This window comes from Streptomyces sp. NPDC042346, from assembly GCF_055581845.1.
This window is the reverse complement of record NZ_JBVJEH010000012.1, coordinates 121,673-137,668: the sequence shown is the minus strand read 5'-3', so window position 1 is coordinate 137,668 and position 15,996 is coordinate 121,673. Positions and strand designations below refer to the sequence as shown.

The window sequence follows — 15,996 nt, the reverse complement described above, 5'->3', positions numbered from 1 at the left end:
GGCATGGTACGCACACCCCTGACCCCCGAAGAGCGCGAGCGCGGCGAGCGCCTGGGCCTCCTCCTGCGCTCGGCGCGCGGCGAGCGGTCCATGGTCGAGATCGCGGCCGCGGCCGGCCTGTCCGCCGAGACCCTCCGCAAGATCGAGACGGGACGGGCCCCGACGCCCGCCTTCTTCACCGTCGCGGCCCTCGCCGGCGTCCTCGACCTCTCCATGGACCAACTCGTGGTGCTCTGCGCACCGGCCCCGGTCTGACGGCCCCGGTCTGACGGGGCCGTCGCTCACAGCGACACGGCCAGCTGCACCCGGCGGTGGCGCGGGCGCTCGATCTCGTCGAGGAGCGCGAGCGCCAGATCGGCGTGCCCGATGCGGCCGGGTCCCTCGATCACGGTGCCCACGGCCGTCCGGTACGCGCCGGTCCGCTCCGCCTCCGCGTTCAGGTCCAGCGGCGGGACGACCATCAGCCAGTCGAGCCCCGGCCCCGCCTCGGCCGTGAGCAGGGCGAACTCGGCCACGTGGCCCTGAGCGAAGGCGCGCCACGCCGCCGGGAACTCGGGCGCGTCCATGATCCGCACCCCGGGCGCGGTCTCCAGCGTCGTGGCGATCCCGAGAGTGAGCAGCCGCCGCACCCCCGCTTCCGTGAGGCCCGCGACCAGCGCCTTCGCCGCCGCCGTGAAGTACTCCTCCGAGGGCAGGTCCAGGCGGACCGCCGCGTTCACCGCGGCGTCGTGGCCGGCCGCCACCGCCGCCACGGAGGCCGCGTCCGTCGCGTCTCCCCGTACGAGCGTGACTCTCGCGCCCTCCAGGTCGCGGTACGCGGCCGGATCGCGGACCACGGCCGTCACCCGGTGGCCCCGGGCCACCGCCTCCGCCACGGCCGCCCGGCCGACCCGCCCACCGGCACCGAAGACCACGATCCGCAGTTCGGCGCTGTTGCTGTTGCTGTTGCTGTTGCTGTTGCCCGTGTCGATGTCCATGACCGGACCGTAGGACGAGGGTCCCTGGTTACTTCAACGGTACTGGGCTAGCGTCGGCGGCATGATCGAACCGCCGTCCCCGCAGCCGCTCGGCCCGACGTTCTTCCACGACCCCGGCTGCGGCGGAGGCCCCGCCCAGCCCATTCGCGTCGGCGGCAAGTGGACGGCGATGGTGCTGCGTTGCCTGGAGGACGGGACGCCCCGGCGCTTCACCGAACTGCGCGTCCCCCTGCACTGGATCACCCCCAAGGTCCTCACCGAGACCCTCCGCGCCATGGAGCGCGACGGCTTCCTCACCCGTACCGTCCACGACGAGAACCCGCCCCGCGTCGAGTACGCCCTCACCGCCCTCGGCCGCTCCCTCATCGAGCCGCTCGACACGGCCTGCGACTGGGCCCGCGCCCACGCTCCCGCCATCACCGAGGCCCGCGCCTCGTACGAGCAGGCCGGCCCCGTGGCGTAGTACCGGATGCGGGTCCGGACGGCCTGGGCGACCGTGGACCCGTGCACTCTCGTCAGAAGCGCTTCCTCGCCGCCCTCCTGGGCCCGGCGCTGCTCCTCGGCGCGGCGGCCTGCGGCACCGACGACGCGGTCACCGGGGCCGTCGACCCGCCCCGGTCCGTCGCACCGGAGAAGTTCCGGCACCCCGGGGTCCTCGTCGGCGGCGCCCAGCTGGCGGCGGTGCGCAGCCGGGTCGCCGCGGGGGAGGAGCCCTGGGCCTCCGCGTACGAGGCGATGGGCGAGAGCGCGTACGCGGCCCTCGACTACACCCCCCATCCCGCGAGGACCGTCGCCTGCGCGTCCAACGCCGGGACGGACGCCTGCGTCGCCGAGCGCGAGGACGCCATCGCCGCCTATACCCACGCCCTCATGTGGTCGGTGTCCGGCAAGGCCGCGCACGCCGAGAAGGCCGTCGAGATCATGGACGCCTGGTCGGAGACCGTGAAGGAGCACACCCGCGACGACGCCGACCTCCAGACCGCCTGGTCCGGCTCGTCCTGGGCGCGCGCCGCCGAGATCGTGCACGCCGGATATCCGGCGTGGCGGGCGCCCGCCGTGCAGCGGTTCAAGTGGATGCTGCGCAAGGCGTACCTGCCCGCCGTCACCTCCAAGGTGCCCGACTACAACGGCAATTGGGAGCTGTCGATGACCGACGCCGCCATCGGCATGGCGGTCTTCCTGGAGGACCGGACGGTCTTCGAGGAGGCGGTACGGCGCTACCGGGCCCGGGTCCCCGCCTACTTCTACCTCTCCTCCGACGGCGCCCTGCCCAAGGCCCCGCCCGGCGGCACCATCGACACCGCCGACGAGCTCGCCACGTACTGGTTCGGGCAGCGCACCTACGCCGACGGGCTCGGCCAGGAGACCTGCCGCAACTTCATGCACATCGGGTACTCGCTCGCCGCCACCGCCCACATCGCCGAGACCGCCTGGCACCAGGGCCTCGACCTGTACGGCGAGGAGGCCGAACGGCTGGGCGCCGCACTGGAGTTCCACGCCCGCTACCAGCTCGGCGAGACCCCGCCGAAGTGGCTCTGCGGCGGGAAGGTCGAGCGGACCATGGGCCCGGACGTCGAGGTCGCCCTCAACCACCTCGAAGGCCGGATGGGCATGAAGCTCCCGCAGACCGAGAAGCTCGCCCGGAGCCAGCGGCCGGGCGGCACCGACGACCTCTTCGTCGCCTGGGAGACCCTCACCCACGCCGCCAACCCGACCCCGGCCTGATCGACAGGACACCCTCTAGGCTCCGGAGCATGATTCCCGAGGAACTGCGGCGCGGCCGCTACGTCAGCCTGACCACCTTCCGCAAGAACGGCACAGGGGTCGCCACGCCCGTCTGGTACGCGGTGGAGGGCGACGAGCTGTACGCCTGGACCCGCAGCGACTCCTGGAAGGTCAAGCGGCTGCGGAACGACCCGCGCGTCGAGGTCGCCGTCTGCGACGTGCGCGGCAACGTCGCCGAGGGCGCCACGCGCTTCCCCGGCGAGGGCCGGCTGGTCGAGGGGGAGGAGCTGCGCCGGATCCGGGGCCTGCTCTCGCGCAAGTACACCTGGCAGTACTGGCTCACCGACGTACCGGCCATGATCGTCCGGCTCGGCAAGCGCCCCCACACCGGAATCGTCGTCCGCATCGGTGAATCCGCCGGGTGAGGCACCCACCCGAAAACGGACCGTAGTCGTCCCGTAACACGACTGCGGTCCAATACCCGCGGACCGAAAGGTCCCAGTCGACGGCGGGGCAGGTGCGGATCGCATGACGGTGTATCAACTCCCGGTGGAAGTCGCGGCGTTCACTCGCTGGCTGACGGAGCTCGCGGCCCGCATCCGGCCGGACACCGGCTGGTACGGGGTCTTCGCCGCCCGCGACCCGGAGGGGCTGCGCGCCTGCTTCGACGGTGCGGAGATCCTGCCCTGGGACGTCGTCGAGTCGCTGCTCCAGGACGCGGGGGAGCCCGCCGACGGACCGCTCGCCGCCCGGGCCGGGGCGCTGTACGCGGCGGCGGCCACCGCCCACGACCGCCGCCCCGGAGGGGCCGCCGCGCTCGCCGAACGCCGGGACCTGATGGACCGCGAACGCCGGTACGCCGAGTCCCGCGCCCGCGAGCTGGGGGAACGGCTCCGCGCCGCCACGGGGGCGGCGGAGGCGGCCGGCCTGGAGAGCGACCTCGCCTGGATCCGGGACGACCGCGCCCGGGCCGTCGCCCGCGTCACCGAACTGACCACACGCCTGGCCCGCCTCGGAGAGGCCGGGCATGCGGCCCCGGCCCGGGCCCCGGTCGCAGCGCCCGCCCCGGCTCCAGCCCCGGCCCCGGCCCCAGCGCCGGCCCCGGTCGCGGCTCCGCCTTCGGCCCCGGCCCCGGCGCGGGCCCGGACCCCCGCGAAGTCCCGCCCCCGTGGCGCCCGGTACGCCTGGCTGGAGGAGAGCGCCGAGGAGCGCGAGGCCGTGGCCGTACCCGTGCTGCCGACCGGGGGAGCGGCCCCCCGGGGCGCCAGGTTCGGCGGCGGCGGCGAGAGTGCCGCGACGAGCGACCGGGCCCGGGCCGCCGAAGCGCGGGATCCCGCGGAGGCCGCCCGCGCCGCGGCCAACGCGGTCTACGCCCTCCAGCGGCTGCGGGCCCAGGGTCGCAGCGGCGAGGCGCACGTCCTGCTCTGCGAGGCGCTCAGCGGCCCGCCGGACCGGCTGCCCGCCCTCGCCGCCGAGCTGCACCGCGCCGGCCTCGGCGCCGACTGGTCCACCCTGCTCTGGGAGGCGGCCTCGCTGCCGCCCGGCCGGCTCGCCGCCGTCGCCGGGGTCCTCGCCGACGCGGGCCGGGCCGCCGACTGCGACCGGCTTCTCCGCCAGGGCGTGGCCCGCCCGGTGGAGGAGCTCGCCGGCGCGTGCGCAGCCCTGCACGCCGAGGACCACCACCGCGAGGCGCACGCCCTGCTCACCGCCTTCGTCCGGGTCAGGCCCCCCGAGGACGCCGCCCGTCTCGCGGGCGCGGACCCGCGCGGACTCGTCCCCCAGCTCCTCGACGCGGCCCGCGCGGTCTCCGTCGCCCGCGAGCGCGACCTGCTCCACGCCCTGCGCGTGGCGGGCCTCGCGGGAGCCTGATCCGGGGCGCCGGCACCCCCTCCGCGGGCACGAGTCGTTACTTGCGGGTACGTGTCGGTACGTGTCCGACGTGGACCACTCGGGTATGAAACATGATCGACGCCGCCGCTTCACGGCGGTGGTCTTGCTCCGGGGTGTGACGGGGCTTACGTTCTCCTCCTACGCCCCGCGTCTACGGGCGTAGAGGCTCTCTGACGCCGTGCCGAAGGAGCAGCTCATGACCGACGTCGTACGCGCCGCGCTCGTCCAGGCGACCTGGACCGGCGACACCGAATCCATGATCGCCAAACACGAGGAGCACGCCCGGGAGGCCGCCCGGCAGGGCGCCAAGGTGATCGGGTTCCAGGAGGTGTTCAACGCCCCCTACTTCTGCCAGGTCCAGGAGCCCGAGCACTACCGCTGGGCCGAGCCCGTCCCCGACGGCCCCACCGTCACGCGGATGCGGGAGCTCGCCCGGGAGACCGGGATGGTGATCGTCGTCCCCGTCTTCGAGGTCGAGGCCGAGGGCTTCTACTACAACACCGCGGCCGTCATCGACGCCGACGGCACCTACCTCGGCAAGTACCGCAAGCACCACATCCCGCAGGTCAAGGGCTTCTGGGAGAAGTACTACTTCCGCCCGGGCAACGCCGGCTGGCCGGTCTTCGACACCGCCGTCGGCCGGGTCGGCGTCTACATCTGCTACGACCGCCACTTCCCCGAGGGTTGGCGTCAACTTGGCCTCAACGGCGCACAGTTGGTCTACAATCCCTCGGCCACCTCGCGCGGCCTCTCGTCCTACCTCTGGCAGCTGGAGCAGCCCGCGGCCGCCGTCGCCAACGAGTACTTCGTCGCCGCGATCAACCGCGTCGGCCAGGAGGAGTACGGCGACAACGACTTCTACGGCACCAGCTACTTCGTCGACCCGCGCGGCCAGTTCGTCGGCGAGGTCGCCTCCGACAAGAGCGAGGAACTCGTCGTCCGCGACCTCGACTTCGGCCTCATCGAACAGGTGCGGCAGCAGTGGGCCTTCTACCGCGACCGCCGCCCCGACGCCTACGACGGGCTGGTGCAGCCGTGAGCAGTCTGTACGACCGGCACAAGGCCGTCATCCCCGACTGGGTCGCCCTCTACTACCGCGACCCCATCGAGATCACCCACGGCGAGGGCCGTCACGTCTGGGACGCCGACGGACGCAAGTACCTCGACTTCTTCGGCGGCATCCTCACCACCATGACCGCCCACGCCCTGCCCGAGGTCACCAAGGCCGTCGCCGAGCAGGCCGGGCGGATCGTCCACTCCTCGACGCTCTACCTCAACCGGCCCATGGTGGAACTCGCCGAGCGGATCGCCGGTCTCTCCGGCATCCCCGACGCCCGCGTCTTCTTCACCACCTCCGGCACCGAGGCCAACGACACGGCCCTGCTCCTGGCCACCGCGTACCGCCGCTCGAACCAGATCCTGGCGATGCGCAACAGCTACCACGGCCGCTCCTTCACCACCGTCGGCGTCACCGGCAACCGCTCCTGGTCGCCCACCGGCCTCTCCCCGCTCCAGACCCTGTACGTGCACGGCGGCGTCCGCAACCGCGGCCCCTACGCCCAGTACACCGACGATCGGTTCATCGAGGCCTGTGTCGCCGACCTCGAAGACCTCCTCGGCCACACCCGGGACGTCGCCGCCCTCATCGCCGAGCCCGTCCAGGGCGTCGGGGGATTCACCTCCCCGCCGGACGGCCTGTACGCCGCCTTCCGGCGCGTCCTCGACCGGCACGGCATCCTCTGGATCGCCGACGAGGTGCAGACCGGCTGGGGCCGCACCGGCGACCACTTCTGGGGCTGGCAGGCCCACGGCCAGGCCGGACCGCCCGACATCCTCACCTTCGCCAAGGGCATCGGGAACGGCATGTCCGTCGGCGGGGTCGTCGCCCGCGCCGAGATCATGAACTGCCTCGACGCCAACTCCATCTCCACCTTCGGCGGTTCGCCGATCACCATGGCCGCGGGCCTCGCCAACCTCTCCTACCTCCTGGAACACGACCTCCAGGGCAACGCCCGCCGCGTCGGCGGCCTCCTCATCGAACGCGTACGGGCCGCCGCCGCCGGGGTCGACGCCGTACGGGAGGTGCGCGGCCGCGGTCTGATGATCGGCATCGAACTCACCGAGCCGGGCACCGACCGCGCCGACCCGGCCGCGGCCGCCGCCGTCCTGGAGGCGGCCCGGGAGAACGGCCTGCTCATCGGCAAGGGCGGCGGACACGACACCAGCGCCCTGCGGGTCGCCCCGCCGCTCTCCCTCACCGTCGCCGAGGCCGAGGAAGGCGCCGCGATCCTCGAAGAGGCGCTCAGATCCCTGTAGTTCGCGCCCCGCCTCCGATCCCCGTACCCGCGCACCGCGCACCGCGCCCCGCGTTCCGTCGTGCGCGCCCCGTACCTCACCCTCACTCACGCAGGAGAGTCCCGTGAGCACCCGTACCCTCATCCGGGGCGGTCTCGTCGTCACCGCCGCCGACGAACTCCACGCCGACGTGCTGATCGAGGACGGCCGGATCGCCGCCCTCGCCGCCCACGGCTCGGACGCGGCCGCCGGCTGGACCGCCGACCGGACCGTCGACGCCACCGACCGCTACGTGCTGCCCGGCGGCGTCGACGCCCACACCCACATGGAGCTGCCCTTCGGCGGCACCGCCGCCTCCGACACCTTCGAGACCGGCACCCGCGCCGCCGCCTGGGGCGGCACCACCACGATCGTCGACTTCGCCGTCCAGACCGTCGGACAGAGCCTGCGCGAGGGACTCGACACCTGGTACGCCAAGGCCGACGGCAACTGCGCCGTCGACTACGGCTTCCACATGATCCTCTCCGACGTGAACGAGCACACGCTCAAGGAGATGGACCGGCTGGTCCAGGAGGGCGTGAGCTCGTTCAAGCTCTTCATGGCGTATCCGGGGGTCTTCTACTCGGACGACGGCCGGATCCTCCGCGCCATGCAGCGCTCCGCCGACAACGGCGGGCTGATCATGATGCACGCCGAGAACGGCATCGCCATCGACGTCCTCGTCGAACAGGCGCTCGCCCGCGGGGAGACCGACCCCCGCTACCACGGGGAGGTCCGCAAGGTCCTCCTGGAGGCCGAGGCCACCCACCGCGCGATCCAGCTCGCCCGGGTCGCCGGGGCGCCCCTCTACGTCGTCCACGTCTCCGCCGAGGAGGCCGTCGCCGAGATCGCCGCCGCCCGCGACAAGGGGCTGCCCGTCTTCGGCGAGACCTGCCCCCAGTACCTCTTCCTCTCCACCGACAACCTCGCGGAGCCCGGCTTCGAGGGCGCCAAGTACGTCTGCTCCACGCCGCTCCGCCCCAGGGAGCACCAGGCGGCGCTCTGGCGCGGGCTGCGGACCAACGACCTCCAGGTGGTCTCCACCGACCACTGCCCCTTCTGCTTCACGGGACAGAAGGACCTCGGCCGCGGGGACTTCTCCAAGATCCCCAACGGCCTGCCGGGGGTGGAGAACCGCATGGACCTCCTCCACCAGGCGGTCGTCGAGGGGCACATCTCCCGGCGCCGCTGGATCGAGATCGCCTGCGCCACGCCCGCCCGGATGTTCGGCCTCTACCCGCAGAAGGGCACGATCGCGCCCGGCGCGGACGCCGATGTCGTCATCTACGACCCGAACGCCCGCCAGACCCTCTCCGCGGCCACCCACCACATGAACGTCGACTACTCCGCGTACGAGGGGAAGGCGATCACCGGACAGGTCGAGACCGTCCTCTCGCGCGGCGAATTCGTCATCGACCAGCGGAAGTTCACCGGCCGCGCCGGACACGGCGCCTTCACCCCCCGCTCCACCTGTCAGTACCTGAACTGAACCCCGAACCAGGAGGTCCCGCGTGGACTTCGGACTCGTCCTGCAGACCGACCCGCCCGCCTCGGAGGTCGTCGGCCTGATGCGCCGGGCGGAGCGGAACGGCTTCCGCTACGGCTGGACCTTCGACTCCGCCGTGCTGTGGCAGGAACCCTTCGTCATCTACAGCCGCATCCTCGAACACACCACGAAACTGCACGTCGGCACCATGGTCACCAACCCGGGCACACGAACCTGGGAGGTCACCGCCTCCACCTTCGCCACCCTCAACGACATGTACGGCAACCGGACCGTCTGCGGCATCGGCCGCGGCGACTCCGCCATGCGCGTCGCCGGCCGCAAACCGAACACCCTGGCCCGCCTCGGCGAGGCCATCGACGTCATCCGCGACTTGGCGGAGGGCCGCGAGGCGGAGGTCGACGGCAACCCGATCCGCATCCCGTGGATCAAGGACGGGAAACTGCCCGTCTGGATGGCCGCGTACGGCCCCAAGGCCCTCGCCCTCGCGGGACAGAAGGCCGACGGCTTCATCCTCCAGCTCGCCGACCCCTTCCTCACGGAATGGATGGTCAAGGCGGTCCGGCAGGCCGCCACCGACGCCGGCCGCGACCCCGACGCGCTCACCGTCTGCGTCGCCGCGCCCGCGTACGTCACCGCCGACGACTCTCCCGAGGCCCTGGCTCACGCTCGGGACCAGTGCCGCTGGTTCGGCGGGATGGTCGGCAACCACGTCGCGGACCTGGTGGCCAAGTACGGCGAGCACTCCGGAATGGTGCCGGAGGAGCTCACCGCGTACATCAAGGACCGGCAGGGCTACGACTACAGCCACCACGGCCGCGCCGACAACCCCGACACCGCCTTCGTCCCCGACGAGATCGTCGACCGCTTCTGCCTCCTCGGCCCCGCCGAGGCCCACCTCCAGAAGCTCCGCCGCCTCCGGGACATGGGCGTGGACCAGTTCGCCGTGTACGCCATGCACGACGCCAGGGAGGCCGCCATCGACGCCTACGGCAGCGAGATCATCCCCGCGCTCCGCACCTGACCCCGCGCCGCCGAACCCCCCACGCCCGCACGGCCTCGTTCCGTCCCCGCCGAACGAACGAAGGGTTCCGCCGCCATGACCGCCACCGTCCCCTCCGGAAGACCCGGCATATCCGACGGCCGTGCCGAGCTCGCGCCCGGCACGGCCCCCGCCGACCCCCGCTTCGTCAACGACGATCTGCTTCCCGTCCCCGTCGCGGAGCGCCGCTGGACCACCTACAACTTCGCCGCCCTCTGGGTCGGCATGGCCCACAACATCCCCTCCTGGATGCTCGCCTCCGGTCTCGTCGCGCTCGGTATGGACTGGAAGCAGGCCGTCCTCACCATCGCCCTCGCCAACGTCGTCGTCCTGCTGCCGATGCTCCTCACCGGGCACGCAGGACCCAAGTACGGCATCCCCTTCCCGGTCCTCGCCCGCGCCTCCTTCGGACTGCGCGGCGCCAACCTGCCCGCCCTCATCCGCGCCGGCGTCGCCTGCGCCTGGTTCGGCATCCAGACCTGGATCGGCGGGCAGGGCGTCTTCATCCTTCTCGACAAGGTCTTCGGCGGGAGCTGGGCGGAGGCGTCGAGGATCGGCGGCCAGCCGTGGACCCTCTGGCTCTGCTTCGTCCTCTTCTGGGCCCTCGAACTCGCCCTCATCTACCGGGGCATGGACGCCCTGCGCCGCTTCGAGAACTGGGCCGCGCCCTTCGTCATCGTCGGCGCGCTCGCCCTCCTCGTCTGGATCACGGCCAAGGCGGGCGGCCTCGGCCCGCTCCTCGACCAGCGCTCCCGGCTCGGCTGGGGCGCGGACTTCTGGCCGGTGTTCTTCCCCGCCCTCATGGGCATGATCGCCTTCTGGGCGACGCTCAGCCTCAACATCCCCGACTTCACCCGCTTCGGCGCGGGCCAGCGCGCCCAGGTGTGGGGCCAGACCCTCGGCCTGCCCACCACCATGACCCTGTTCGCGCTGCTCTCGGTGCTCGTCACCTCCGGCTCGCAGGCCGTCTACGGAGCGCCCGTCTGGGACCCGGTGGCGCTCGCCGCCAAGGCCGACAACGTCTTCGGCCTGCTCTTCGCCCTGGTGACCGTCCTCGTCGCCACGCTCTCGGTCAACATCGCGGCGAACGTCGTCTCCCCGGCGTACGACCTCGCCAACCTGGCACCGAAGCTCGTCAACTTCCGGACGGGCGCGCTGATCACGGGTGTCGTCGGCGTCCTCATCATGCCGTGGAAGCTCACCGCCACCCCCGAGCTGTACATCTTCACCTGGCTCGGCCTGGTCGGCGGCCTCCTCGGCACCGTGGCCGGCATTCTCATCGCCGACTACTGGCTCGTCCGCCGTACCGCCCTCGACCTCGAAGGGCTCTACCGGGCCGACGGGCCCTACTGGTACCGGGGCGGCTGGAACCCGGCGGCCGTCCTCGCGTTCGCGGTCGGCGGCGTCCTCGCCGTCGGCGGCTCCCACTCGGCGCCGGGCACCGGCCCCTTCCCCGAGGACGGCATCGTCCCCTTCCTCAAGCCCCTCGCCGACTACGGCTGGGCCGTGGGACTCGCCGCCTCCCTGCTCCTCTACACCGCCCTCATGAAGCGGCGGCGCGCTTCCCCGTCGTCCGCCCGATCCAGCTGAGATAGGACCAGACGCGGGTGTTCACGGCCGGGGTGTCCGTCGCGCACCCCTTCCCGTAGGAGACCAGGCCGACCAGGTACGGCTTCCGGCCGACCCGGTGGACCAGGGGGCCGCCGGAGTCGTACAGGCAGGTGTCCCGCCCGGGGGAGTACGTGCAGATCTGCGGGGAGGCGACCTGGGACATGCCCCGGTCCACGCAGGTCGGGTTGCTCATCGTGCCGAGGACCACGGTGCGCAGGACGTCGGAGGTCCCGCCGCCGTACGAGGTGGCGCCCCAGCCGGGGACCTCGACCTGGGTGTGGTCGAAGGTGCTGTGGGAGTACGCGGCGGGCAGCCCGACCGGGCCCACGCCGCGGTTGTACGCGACCGGTTCGGCCAGCCGGACGAGCGCGATGTCGTTCCGCTGGGTCTCCGGGTCGTAGTCGGGGTGCACGACGAACCGTTCCGGCGTCACCAGGACGGAGTACGGGCTGTCGTCCCCGGTCGTCAGGTCGTGGTCGCCGAGGAGGACGCCCACCCGGGCGGGGCTGCTGTAGGAGCCGGTCAGGCAGTGGGCGGCGGTGAGCACGTACCGGTCGGTGACGAGCGCCCCGCCGCACATCACCCGCTGCTCGGCGAGGTCCACGAGCCCCGCCATGAACGGGTACTGGTGCGGCTTCGCCTCCTGGCCTCCGACGATGGCGTGCGCCGTCGGGGCGGGTCCGAGCGGGCTCACGGCCAGCGCCGCCCCCGTGACCGCGGCCATGAGCCTGAGCCTTGTCATCCGTCTCATCCGTCCCATCCGTCCCATCCGTCCCACGGCATCTCCGAACTGTCGGCGGCGTCTCCCGGGGCCGGCGGTGGCATGCGGAGACGTTTCCTCTGCCCGTCACCACGGCCGTTCCGGCCCGTCCGGACTTCAACGATCAAGGTGGGGCGCGGTCACCGGTCCGCGTCGGGGGCCCATCCGGGGACGTGCGCGGCCGCCGCCGCGGCCCAGGCCGCGGCCCCGCCCGGGTAGGGCCAGGCGCGGGTGGGGGCGGGGGCGCGGTCGACGGCCTGGAGCTGCGCGGCCAGGCCGCGGCTCAGGTGGGCGGCCCGGGCCGGGGCGAGCGGCCCCTCCAGAGCGGCGACCCGCTTCTCGTACTCCATGACGGGCCGCTCCGCCCAGAGCGCGATCCGGGCGGCGTCCATGGCCCGGGAGAGGAGCAGGACCCGCGGCCGGCCGCCCTCCGCGAGCGCCGCCGTCAGCCGGTCGTGCCCGTCGAGCACCACGGGGGAGTTGAGCCCGCTGATCCACCACACGAACACCGGCGGGAGGACCCCCTCCCGGTACTGGCGGCGGTACGCCCTCACCCGGGGCGCCTCCGGGAGCGACAGGGCCCGCAGCGGCAGCAGGTCCCGGGCGTCCTCGACCGGGTCGCCGTACCCGAACCAGGTCAGATGGCCCCGGTCCGGGTCGTGGGCGAGCAGTTTCGGCCAATTGCCGTCCACGAACCAGCGGCTCGCGTCCGGGGCGAGATGCCACTCGCCCTCGTGCAGAGGACCGTCGGCCGCCGCGCGCAGCGCCGCCGCTCCGTGCGCGGCCCAGCGCTCCGTCCACTCCGCCGAGCCGGGCGCCGCGAACTCCGCCACCGCACGGGCCCGTTCCGCGCGCAGCGGCGCCAGCGGCGAGACGTACCGGCCCGTCCGCGCGTAGTGCAGCCCCCGGTGGGTGGCCCGCTGCCGGGCGAACAGCACCGGAACCCCGCCCTGCGTCAGCACCAGCCGCCGCCCGTCGGCGCTCTCCATCCGCAGACCGGGCGTCACCGGTCCCTCGACACGCATCCGCATCCCGACAGCCTAGGCAGCCCGGACACCCCTCCCTGGGGACTCTCCCTTCGGCTAAGGGGTGAACTCGGCCATGGGGTACTCCTGGGGGAAACAGCAGGTGACAAGTGCGGCATTCCGGATGTCAGCGCCCCGTGCTTAGCTGGAGGCATGATCGAAGACTTCCTTGAGCACGTCCTCGGCGGCCGTACGACCGAGGTGGAGGAGGCGGTCCGCAAGGCGGCCGCCGCCGAGATCATGCCGCGCTTCCGGCAGCTCGCCGCGCACGAGATCGTGGAGAAGAACGGGCCGCACGACCTGGTCACCGTCGCCGACCGGGCCGCCGAGGCCCACCTCACCACCGCGCTGACCGCGCTGCTGCCCGGCTCGGTCGTCGTCGGCGAGGAGGCCGTCCACGCCGACCCCGCCGTGTACGAGGCGCTGCGCGGCGACGCCCCCGTCTGGATCGTCGACCCCGTCGACGGCACGCGCCAGTTCGTCCACGGCGACCCCGGCTTCTGCACCCTCGTCGCCCTCGCCGTCCGCGGCGAGCTCCTCGCCTCCTGGACCTTCGCCCCGGCCCTGGACCAGATGGCGATCGCCGTGCGCGGCCGCGGCGCCACGCTCAACGGGCAGCCGATACGATCCGGCGCGCCGGCTCCCGGCACGGTCCTGGAGGTCGCCACCTCCCACCCCGACTACACCACCCCGGACCAGAAGCGCGCCCTGGACGGCCTGCGCGTGGAGGGCATCGCCCCGCGCCCGTGCGGATCGGCCGGTCTCGAGTACCTGTCCGTGGCCCGCGGCGACCTCTCCGGAACCGCCTTCTCCTGGGAGTACGCCTGGGACCACGCGGCCGGACTGCTCCTCGTCGCCGAGGCGGGCGGCGCGCAGACGACGATCGCCGGGGAGCCCTTCCGCATCACCGGAGGGAACGCGCTGCCGTTCACGGCCGCCCGGGACGCGGCGACCGCCGAGCGGATCCGGACGCTCCTCGGGGGTGCGTGAGGCGCGGGCGGCCACCGGCCTATCCTGGGAGCCTTGGCCATCGGCTGACGAAGGAGTCCGAAGGTGACGAACGAGACGTCGATGCTCGATGCCGTCGTCGTGGGTGCGGGCCCCAACGGACTGACCGCGGCCGTGGAGTTGGCCCGGCGGGGCTTCTCCGTCGCCGTCTTCGAGGCCAAGTCGACCGTCGGCGGCGGAGCCAGGACCGAGGAGCTCACCCTCCCCGGCTTCCACCACGACCCCTGCTCCGCCGTGCATCCGCTCGGCGTCGGCTCGCCCGTCTTCAGGACGATGCCGCTGGACCGGTACGGGCTTGAGTGGCTCCACCCCGAACTGCCCATGGCCCACCCCTGGGACGACGGCACCGCCGCCGTCCTCGCCCGCTCCGTCGCCGAGACCGCGGCCTCCTTCGGCCCGCGCGACGCCGGGGCGTACCGCCGCCTCGTCGCCCCCTACCTCGGCAAGTGGGACACCCTCGCACGGGACTTCATGCAGCTGCCGCTCACCGCGCTGCCCCGCGACCCGCTCACCCTCGCCCGCTTCGGACTCGACGGCCTCCCGCCCTCCACCTGGCTGATGCGAAGGTTCCGGGACGAGAAGGCCCGCGCGCTCTTCGCCGGGCTCGTCGGCCATGTCATCGCCCCGCTCGGCGGCTTCGCCACCGGAGCCGTCGGCCTCGTCTTCGCGCTCGCCGCGCACGCGGGCGGCTGGCCGATGCCCCGGGGCGGCTCGCAGTCGATCTCCGACGCCCTCACCGCGTACCTCAAGGACCTCGGCGGCGCCGTCCACACCGACTACGAGGTCAAGCGGCTCGACGACCTGCCGCCCGCCCGCGCCTACGTCTTCGACACCTCGCCCACGGCCCTCGCCCGGATCGCCGGCTTCGGCGGGCACTACGACCACTACAAGTACGGCGCGAGCGTCTTCAAGATCGACTACGCCCTGGACGGCCCCGTGCCCTGGACCGCCGAGGAGCCCCGGCGCGCCGGCACCGTCCAGATCGGCCCCACCGCCGGCGAGATCGACACCGCCCTGCGCCAGGCCTCCTCCGGCACCGCCCCCGACGCCCCCTTCCTCATCACCGCCCAGCCGAGCCTCGTCGACCCCTCCCGCGCCCCCGAGGGCAAGCACGTCTTCTGGGCGTACGGACACGTCCCGAACGGCTGGCGCGGCGACCTCACCGACGCCGTCGAGCGCCAGATCGAGCGCTTCGCCCCCGGCTTCCGCGACCGCGTCCTCGCCCGCGCCACCGCCGGACCGCCCGAACTGGCCGCCCGCAACGCCAACTACGTCGGCGGCGACATCGCCTGCGGAGCCGCCCGCGGCCTCCAGCTCCTGCTCCGCCCCACCCTCTCGCTCCGCCCCTACGCGACCCCGCACCCGGCGGTCTTCCTCTGCTCCTCCGCGACCCCGCCCGGCCCCGGCGTCCACGGCATGTCCGGCCACAACGCGGCGAAGGCGGTCTGGCGCCGGCTGCGAAAATAGACTGCCCCCATGGCCAAGTACTTCGACGTGCACCCCGACAACCCTCAGCCGCGCACCATCGGCTCGGTGGCGGACAGCATCCGGAACGGGGCGCTCGTCGCGTACCCGACCGACTCCTGTTACGCCCTCGGCAGCCGACTGGGCAGCCGCGACGGCATCAGCCGCATCCGCGCGATCCGCGACCTCGACGACCGGCACCACTTCACGCTCATGTGCCAGAACTTCGCCCAGCTGGGCCAGCTCGTGCAGATCGACAACGACGTCTTCCGCGCGGTCAAGGCCGCGACCCCGGGGCCGTACACCTTCATCCTCCCCGCCACCAAGGAGGTGCCGCGCCAGCTGCTGCACCCCAAGAAGAAGACCGTCGGCGTCCGCATCCCCGACCACGTCGTCACCCAGGCACTCCTCGCCGAGCTCGGCGAACCGCTGCTCTCCAGCACCCTGCTCCTGCCCGACGAGGCCGAACCGCTCACCCAGGGCTGGGAGATCAAGGAGCGCCTCGACCACCAGGTGGACCTGGTCCTCGACTCCGGCGAGTGCGGCACCGAACCGACCACCGTCGTCGACTTCTCCAGCGGCGAGCCCGAGATCGTCCGGCGCGGGGCGGGAGACACCACGCGGTTCGAGTAGATCGCCCGCCGCGAGCAGGCCAC

The 15,996-nt window shown here is 73.1% G+C and carries 16 protein-coding genes; 13 read left to right on the top strand and 3 right to left on the bottom strand.

What is annotated here, in order from left to right:
• Positions 1-3 precede the first annotated feature (3 nt).
• Positions 4-255 carry a helix-turn-helix domain-containing protein gene (locus ACZ6K0_RS36015; RefSeq protein WP_267046677.1) on the top strand — a complete coding sequence of 84 codons (252 nt, stop codon included), beginning with the start codon at positions 4-6 and terminating at the stop codon, positions 253-255.
• 26 nt (positions 256-281) lie between these two features.
• On the opposite strand, the gene ACZ6K0_RS36010 is transcribed toward ACZ6K0_RS36015, so the two are convergent.
• Entirely contained in the window at positions 282-977 is a 696-nt protein-coding gene (locus ACZ6K0_RS36010; protein ID WP_469235461.1) for an NAD(P)-dependent oxidoreductase, read from the bottom strand.
• Positions 978-1,038: 61 nt separating this feature from the next.
• Between ACZ6K0_RS36010 and ACZ6K0_RS36005 the strand changes: the two genes are divergently transcribed.
• The 9 genes from ACZ6K0_RS36005 to ACZ6K0_RS35965 all read left to right on the top strand — a co-directional run bounded on the left by ACZ6K0_RS36005 (position 1,039) and on the right by ACZ6K0_RS35965 (position 11,062).
• Entirely contained in the window at positions 1,039-1,440 is a 402-nt protein-coding gene (locus ACZ6K0_RS36005) for a winged helix-turn-helix transcriptional regulator (protein WP_376407839.1), read from the top strand.
• A gap of 41 nt (positions 1,441-1,481) precedes the next feature.
• Positions 1,482-2,702, top strand: a complete 1,221-nt coding sequence (locus ACZ6K0_RS36000; RefSeq protein ID WP_469235459.1) for an alginate lyase family protein — start codon at positions 1,482-1,484, stop codon at positions 2,700-2,702.
• A gap of 29 nt (positions 2,703-2,731) precedes the next feature.
• Positions 2,732-3,127: a PPOX class F420-dependent oxidoreductase gene (locus ACZ6K0_RS35995; RefSeq protein WP_376407835.1), complete on the top strand. Its 396-nt coding sequence runs from the start codon at positions 2,732-2,734 to the stop codon at positions 3,125-3,127.
• 103 nt (positions 3,128-3,230) lie between these two features.
• Positions 3,231-4,571 carry a UL36 very large tegument protein gene (locus ACZ6K0_RS35990; protein WP_469235457.1) on the top strand — a complete coding sequence of 447 codons (1,341 nt, stop codon included), beginning with the start codon at positions 3,231-3,233 and terminating at the stop codon, positions 4,569-4,571.
• A gap of 217 nt (positions 4,572-4,788) precedes the next feature.
• Positions 4,789-5,631: a nitrilase-related carbon-nitrogen hydrolase gene (locus ACZ6K0_RS35985; RefSeq protein ID WP_469235455.1), complete on the top strand. Its 843-nt coding sequence runs from the start codon at positions 4,789-4,791 to the stop codon at positions 5,629-5,631.
• Positions 5,628-6,908 carry an aspartate aminotransferase family protein gene (locus tag ACZ6K0_RS35980; RefSeq protein WP_469235453.1) on the top strand — a complete coding sequence of 427 codons (1,281 nt, stop codon included), beginning with the start codon at positions 5,628-5,630 and terminating at the stop codon, positions 6,906-6,908. Before ACZ6K0_RS35985 ends, ACZ6K0_RS35980 begins: the two co-directional genes overlap by 4 nt.
• Before the next feature lie 103 nt (positions 6,909-7,011).
• Positions 7,012-8,415, top strand: a complete 1,404-nt coding sequence (gene hydA / locus ACZ6K0_RS35975) for a dihydropyrimidinase (protein ID WP_469235450.1) — start codon at positions 7,012-7,014, stop codon at positions 8,413-8,415.
• Positions 8,416-8,437: 22 nt separating this feature from the next.
• Positions 8,438-9,454: a TIGR03842 family LLM class F420-dependent oxidoreductase gene (locus ACZ6K0_RS35970; protein WP_376407825.1), complete on the top strand. Its 1,017-nt coding sequence runs from the start codon at positions 8,438-8,440 to the stop codon at positions 9,452-9,454.
• 75 nt (positions 9,455-9,529) lie between these two features.
• Positions 9,530-11,062 carry an NCS1 family nucleobase:cation symporter-1 gene (locus ACZ6K0_RS35965; protein WP_469235448.1) on the top strand — a complete coding sequence of 511 codons (1,533 nt, stop codon included), beginning with the start codon at positions 9,530-9,532 and terminating at the stop codon, positions 11,060-11,062.
• On the opposite strand, the gene ACZ6K0_RS35960 is transcribed toward ACZ6K0_RS35965, so the two are convergent.
• Both ACZ6K0_RS35960 and ACZ6K0_RS35955 read right to left on the bottom strand, forming a co-directional pair.
• Entirely contained in the window at positions 11,016-11,807 is a 792-nt protein-coding gene (locus tag ACZ6K0_RS35960; protein WP_376407821.1) for a serine protease, read from the bottom strand. The two genes, ACZ6K0_RS35965 and ACZ6K0_RS35960, sit on opposite strands and share 47 nt — an antisense overlap.
• 176 nt (positions 11,808-11,983) lie before the next feature.
• Positions 11,984-12,874 (bottom strand): hypothetical protein, encoded by an 891-nt coding sequence (locus ACZ6K0_RS35955; RefSeq protein ID WP_469235446.1) that lies wholly within the window; start codon positions 12,872-12,874, stop codon positions 11,984-11,986.
• 147 nt (positions 12,875-13,021) lie between these two features.
• Between ACZ6K0_RS35955 and ACZ6K0_RS35950 the strand changes: the two genes are divergently transcribed.
• The 3 genes from ACZ6K0_RS35950 (at position 13,022) to ACZ6K0_RS35940 (ending at position 15,973) form a co-directional block, all read left to right on the top strand.
• Positions 13,022-13,858, top strand: a complete 837-nt coding sequence (locus ACZ6K0_RS35950; protein ID WP_469235444.1) for an inositol monophosphatase family protein — start codon at positions 13,022-13,024, stop codon at positions 13,856-13,858.
• Between the two features lie 81 nt (positions 13,859-13,939).
• A complete protein-coding gene (locus tag ACZ6K0_RS35945) occupies positions 13,940-15,343 on the top strand; it encodes a phytoene desaturase family protein (protein WP_469235481.1) in 1,404 nt (467 codons plus the stop codon).
• A gap of 9 nt (positions 15,344-15,352) precedes the next feature.
• Positions 15,353-15,973, top strand: coding sequence for an L-threonylcarbamoyladenylate synthase (locus ACZ6K0_RS35940; protein WP_376407814.1), 621 nt, complete (start codon positions 15,353-15,355; stop codon positions 15,971-15,973).
• Positions 15,974-15,996 lie beyond the last annotated feature (23 nt).